The organism is Streptomyces synnematoformans, from assembly GCF_039531005.1.
Classification (GTDB): domain Bacteria; phylum Actinomycetota; class Actinomycetes; order Streptomycetales; family Streptomycetaceae; genus Streptomyces; species Streptomyces synnematoformans.
In genome coordinates this window covers 1-5267 of record NZ_BAAAPF010000406.1, presented here as the reverse complement: position 1 = coordinate 5267, position 5267 = coordinate 1, and the positions used below count along the sequence as shown (strand labels likewise).

Genomic DNA, 5267 nt, shown 5'->3' with positions numbered 1-5267 from the left:
AAGAACGGACACTTCCATCAAAACCCTCACCAGGCTTCTCCGGGCGTTTCCCTTCCGCTGGCCATAACCGTAGCGGACTCATCCCGCGGCGCAAAATCCGCCGCCCACCGAAAAGAAACCGGACAGGCCGCATCTCACCCCGGCGAAAGGGAGTCGATCACACAACGAAGAGATGGCAGGAGCCGCCCCACCAGAGGCGGCCACCGTCGCACTCCGGAACCTCACCAGCCCCGTGGCAACCCGAAGAACCTTACGGACCCACTGCACCCGTGTCAAGCACCGCCCGGCGGGTCTCGGCCTCGGCCGCGCAACGCGCCCCCTGCGGCCTGCGCCGGAGGTTCGAGCAGTTGTGCGTTCACAGCGATGGGGCGTGTTCTGGCGCACGGGGTGAGTGCCGGGACTGCGGGCCGTGTGGGCCGTGGTGGGGAACGGGGGTTCTTGCATCGCATGCGTGACCTTTACCGGCTTGAGCGGGTGCGGGCCGACCATCAGGCCGGGCGGGTGCGGGTAGTGCGCGGGGGCAAGAGGATGCTCAGCACCCGCCACCACCTTCACCGGGCCCAGCTCACCGAGGCCGAGTGGCGCCGCCGGTGGGAGGCCTCGCGCCGCTTCCTTGAGGCCGACGGCGAGTCCGGCAAGCGCTACGGCAACGAAACCATCCGCGTCGGCCCCGGCGGGCAGGTGAGCATCAGGCTCCCGGCGCCGCTGGCGCACCTGGCCAACGCGCCGCACGGCCGGTACGTGCTCGCCGCGCGGGTCGCCTTCGCGCACCGGGGCGAAGCGTGGCGCGACCGTGTGCAGGCCAACCGGGCGGTGGCCTACCGCATCCACGAGGACACCGACCGGAACCGCTGGTACCTGACCGCCTCGTGGACCATCCCGCCGGTCAAGACCGTACCCCTTCAGGCGGCCCGTGCCGGCGGCATCGTCGGTGTGGACACCAACGCCGATCACCTGGCCGCCTGGCGCCTCGATGAGCACGGCAACCCGGTCGGCGCCCCGCGCCGCTTCGACTACGACCTGACCGGCACCACCGGCCACCGCGACGCACAGGTCCGGCACACCCTCATCCGCCTGCTGCACTGGGCCAGGCGGCACGGCCTGGGGATCGCGGTCGAGGACCTGGACTTCACCGCGCAGACCACCCGCGAAAGGCACGAACGACGCAAGAGGTTCCGCCAGCTCATCTCCGGCATGCCCACAGCCAGGCTCCGGGCCCGCCTGGTGTCGATGGCCGCCGAACTCGGCATCACCCTGATCACCGTCGACCCCGCCTACACCTCCCGCTGGGGTGCTCAGCACTGGCAGAAGCCCCTCACGAGCACCACCAGGAAGACCACCCGCCCCGACGCTGCCGCCGTGGCGATCGGAAGGCACGCCCTGGGACACCCGATCCGGCGACGGACGACACCGCCCCCTGGCCACCAGAGCGATGGATACGGGCATCGGACCGTCCAGGCCGCACCGGGCGCCCCGGGACGTGAGGGACCCCGCCCCCGCATCCCCGGACCACGGACACGATCCGTGCGCGCCGGACGCGGAGCGAACGCGGGCAACCAGAACACCCACAACCGTTCGGGATGCTCGGCTGAGCAAGAGACCTGGCAACAGGACTCACTCCCACTCAGTCCCTAGGAACGGTGGCGAACCTGCTGGAGATCCTGGCGGCATGTGCCCGGCGGAAGCCGGCGGAGCTGGCGGGCGAGTACGCGTCGTACGGACAGCTCAAGCGCGACACCGCCGAGGCGGTGGTGGAGACGCTGCGGCCGGTGCGGGAGCGGCATGCGGAGCTGAGCGCCGATCCGGGGTACGTCGAGGGGGTGCTGCGGCGCGGGGCCGAGCGGGCGCGCGGGATGGCGCGGCCGCGGGTGGATGCGGCGTACGACGCGGCCGAGCTGCTGCCTGCCTGCGCGGGGTGACGGCGTCAGTCCGCCGGGCGGACCGTGAGGCTGCCGTCGCCGACGGTGGCCTTGATGCGGTGCGGGCTGTCGGGGTCGCGCGGGACGGTGACGTCGGTGCTGCCGTCGCGCACGTCGGTGTGCACCCGGTACGACGCCTTCGGCAGCTCCACCGTCAGCCCGCCGTCGCGGGTGTCGGCGGTGACGTCGTCCGGGGGTTCGGTGAAGCCCAGGTGGAGGCTGCCGTCGCCGAGTGCGGCGGTGACGCGGGCGGCGGTGAGGCCGGTGGCGCGGACGGAGCCGTCGCGGGCGTCGAGGTCGACCGGGCCGGCCGCGCCGTCGACGCGTACCGAGCCGTCGCGGGCCTCGACGGTCAGCGGGCCGCCGGCGTCGCCGACCGCCACGGAGCCGTCGGCGCTGGTGATGTCGAGGCGGGTGTCGAGGCCGTTCGCGGTGATCCGGCCGTCGCTGCCGTCGACCTTGACGGCGAGCCGGCGCGGGACCTCGACGCGGTAGCGGGAGTCGCAGCTGACGATGACGCCGCTGCAGGTGGTGCGGAAGTGCAGGGTGTCGCCGTCGGCGGACCACTCGGTGCCGACGTCGCCGTTCCACTTCTCCGCCTCGAACCAGCGGGTGACGTCGACCTCGGCGCGGTCCGCGCCCTCGTCGGCCGGCACCAGTTCCACCGCGGTGTTGTCGGCGTCGATCGTGAGGGTGGTGGCGTCGGAGCCGATGCGGAAGGTGCGGTGCTCGGCCTCGCCGTCGCCGACGGACTGGCAGGCGGTCGCGGCGGCGGCGAGGACCAGCGCGAGGGCGGGGGCGGCGAGGGCTGCGGGCTTCGGCTTCATGTCGTACGACGCTACGGACGCGGGCGCCGGCGCCCCATCCTGCGGGCTACCGGGCGGGGGTGGGGGTAACCCCCGGTCGTTTCTACGGGGCGGCGTCGATCTCGTCCTTGTGGGAGAGCCGGCCGTCGGTGAAGCAGAGGCGGTAGGCCGGGTCGAGGGAGAAGAGTTCGGTGCTGTAGATGCGGCAGTCGTCGGTGCCCGGTGGGTCGGCGGGGGCGCCGTGGGGGTGGGTGTTGACGTCGGCCTCGTAGGCGGGGAGGCGGCGCTCGACGGCCTCGCGGGGCTGGCCGATGCGCAGCGTGTCGTATGTGTCGGCGTCGAGGACGGAGCGGTAGGAGGTGTAGACGTCGACGCCGAAGAGCAGCGCGCCGAGGACGACGGTGCCGACGACGGGGATCCAGATCGCGTCCAGGATGCCGCGGCGTACGCGGCGGCGTGCGCGGGCGTGCTCGCGCCGGGCCGCGTACTCGCGCGGCGGGGCGGGGGCGGCGCCGGGGTCGAGGGGGAGGCGGGCGGTGACGGCGAACCCTCCGTCCACAGGCTGTGCACGGAGGGTGCCGCCGGCGAGGCGGACCCGCTCGTCGAGGCCGACGAGGCCGTAGCCGCCGGTGGGTGACGCGTTCGCCGCGCCCGGCCCCGACGGGTCGTTGACCACGCTGACCTCGACGTGGTCGGCGCCGCGGCGGAGGCGGACGGTCACGCGGGCGCCGGGGGCGTGCTTGGCGGCGTTGGTGAGGGCCTCCTGGACGACGCGGTGGATCGCCCGGTCGGTCACCGCGGGCAGCGGTGGCCCCTGGTCCGGTTCTGGTTGCTCTTGTTCCGGTTCCTCTTCGGGGTCTCGTTCCCGTACCAGCTCCACCCGCATCCCCGAGGCCACCGCCCGCTGCACCAGCCCCTCGACCCGGTCGTCCGCCGGATGCACCGGCGCGCCCTCGCCGTCCTCCCGCAGCAGGCCGATGACCTCGCGCAGCCGCTCGGTGGCGGTCGCCGCCGCCGCGCGCAGCTCGGCGGCCTCCTTGCGGGCGGCGTCGTCGAGGCCCGGGGAGACCTGCAGGGCCGCGGCGCGTACGGCGATGAGGGTCAGCTCGTGGCCGAGGGAGTCGTGCATGTCGCCGGCGATACGGGAGCGCTCGCGCAGCCGGGTGCGGTCGGCGGTCAGCTCCTGCTCGTGCTCCAGCCGCTCGGCCAGCTCCCAGCCGGTGCCGACGAGGGCGGCGTGCTGACGTGCGTACCGGCCGAGCAGCCACGGCAGCACCATCGCGAAGAGCACCGTGAGCACGAGCGTCCCCCACCCGTCGAACGTCGCGTCGGGGACGGCGCGGGTGAGCACGAGGCCGGTGGCGGCGATCGCGCCGAAGAGGAGGAGGGCGCTGCGCGGGTGCTCCGTGCGGCGGCCGAGGAGGAAGGAGAGGGCGACCTGGGCGAGGACGAACTGGTTCGTGAACAGCTCGGGCGTCGCGGCCAGCGCCAACGCCGCGGGGATCGCGGCGGCGAGCAGGGGGCGGGTGCGGCTGACGGCGACGGCGAGGGCCAGGAGCGGGACGGCGGCGGCGCGTATCCAGCGCAGGTCGACGCCGCCGACCTGCTCGATGCCCGGCAGGCCCGTGACGGTGACGGCGGGCAGGGTGAGGACCAGCCACAGGAGCAGGTCGGCGGCGCGTTCGCTGCGGAGGACGCGGCGGAGGGCGCGGGGCAGGGCCGGGCGGCGGCACCCGGGGCGGGCGGGCCCCGGGCGGGCGCCACGGGGGCGTACGTCTGCCGCGCGTACGTCCTGGGGGCGGAGGCGGTCGGGCAGCGGGCGACGCAGGGTGCCGTGCGGCCGGTCGGTGCCGGTCATGCGGCCACGGTACGGCGGGCGGGGGCCGCCGGGCACCTGACGAAAGTCATGGGCGGGTCCTGACTTCCGTGCGCGGCGGCGTGCGGACGGCGTTCCTAGCGTGAACTGCATGAATGACGCGATCATCCACGCCGTCGAGGGCGTGGTCAGCACCCCGTGGGTGTATCTGGCGCTCTTCGGCATCGCCGCGCTGGACGGCTTCTTCCCGGTGGTGCCGAGCGAGACGCTGGTGATCACGCTGGGCGTGTTCGCGGCGGCGGAGGGGCAGCCGGAGGCGGTGCTGGTGGCGGTGGTGGCGGCCGCGGGGGCGCTGACCGGCGACCACGTGTCGTACGCCCTCGGCCGCCGGGCCGGGCCGCGGGTCTTCGAGCGGCTGCGGGCGGGGAGCCGGGCGCAGCGGGCGTACGAGCGGGTGGGCCGGCTGCTGGCGGAGCGGGGTGGGCTGGTGCTGGTCGTGGCCCGCTACATCCCGGGCGGCCGGACGGCGGCCACGCTGACGACGGGGGCGACGGGCTTTCCGCGCCGGACCTTCACGCGCTACGCGCTCCTCGCGGCCGTGACCTGGGCGGTCTACGGCACGACGCTCGGCTACGCCGGCGGCGCGGCGTTCGAGGACGAGCCGCTGCGGGGGGTGGCGCTGGGGCTGGGGCTGGCGTTCGGCATCACGCTGCTGCACGAGGGCGT

The 5267-nt window shown here is 74.5% G+C and carries 3 protein-coding genes and 2 pseudogenes; 3 read left to right on the top strand and 2 right to left on the bottom strand.

Features of this window, described 5'->3' with window-relative positions; genetic code table 11:
* Positions 1 to 462 precede the first annotated feature (462 nt).
* Together ABD317_RS33120 and ABD317_RS33115 are read left to right on the top strand one after the other, a co-directional pair.
* Positions 463 to 1635, top strand: a pseudogene (locus ABD317_RS33120) (nuclease/transposase family protein); the annotation flags it as partial.
* Between the two features lie 5 nt (positions 1636 to 1640).
* A pseudogene (locus tag ABD317_RS33115) lies at positions 1641 to 1919 on the top strand (tryptophan--tRNA ligase); the annotation flags it as partial.
* A gap of 5 nt (positions 1920 to 1924) precedes the next feature.
* Here ABD317_RS33115 and ABD317_RS33110 read toward each other — a convergent pair.
* Together ABD317_RS33110 and ABD317_RS33105 are read right to left on the bottom strand one after the other, a co-directional pair.
* Positions 1925 to 2746, bottom strand: a complete 822-nt coding sequence (locus ABD317_RS33110; RefSeq protein WP_344294950.1) for a DUF4097 family beta strand repeat-containing protein — start codon at positions 2744 to 2746, stop codon at positions 1925 to 1927.
* An 82-nt stretch (positions 2747 to 2828) separates the two neighbouring features.
* On the bottom strand, positions 2829 to 4583 hold the full coding sequence (locus ABD317_RS33105) for a sensor histidine kinase (protein ID WP_344294948.1): 1755 nt from the start codon (positions 4581 to 4583) through the stop codon (positions 2829 to 2831).
* A 109-nt stretch (positions 4584 to 4692) separates the two neighbouring features.
* On the opposite strand from ABD317_RS33105, the gene ABD317_RS33100 reads away from it, so the two are divergent.
* A partial coding sequence (locus ABD317_RS33100) for a DedA family protein (RefSeq protein ID WP_344294946.1) occupies positions 4693 to 5267 on the top strand: 575 nt, incomplete at its 3' end.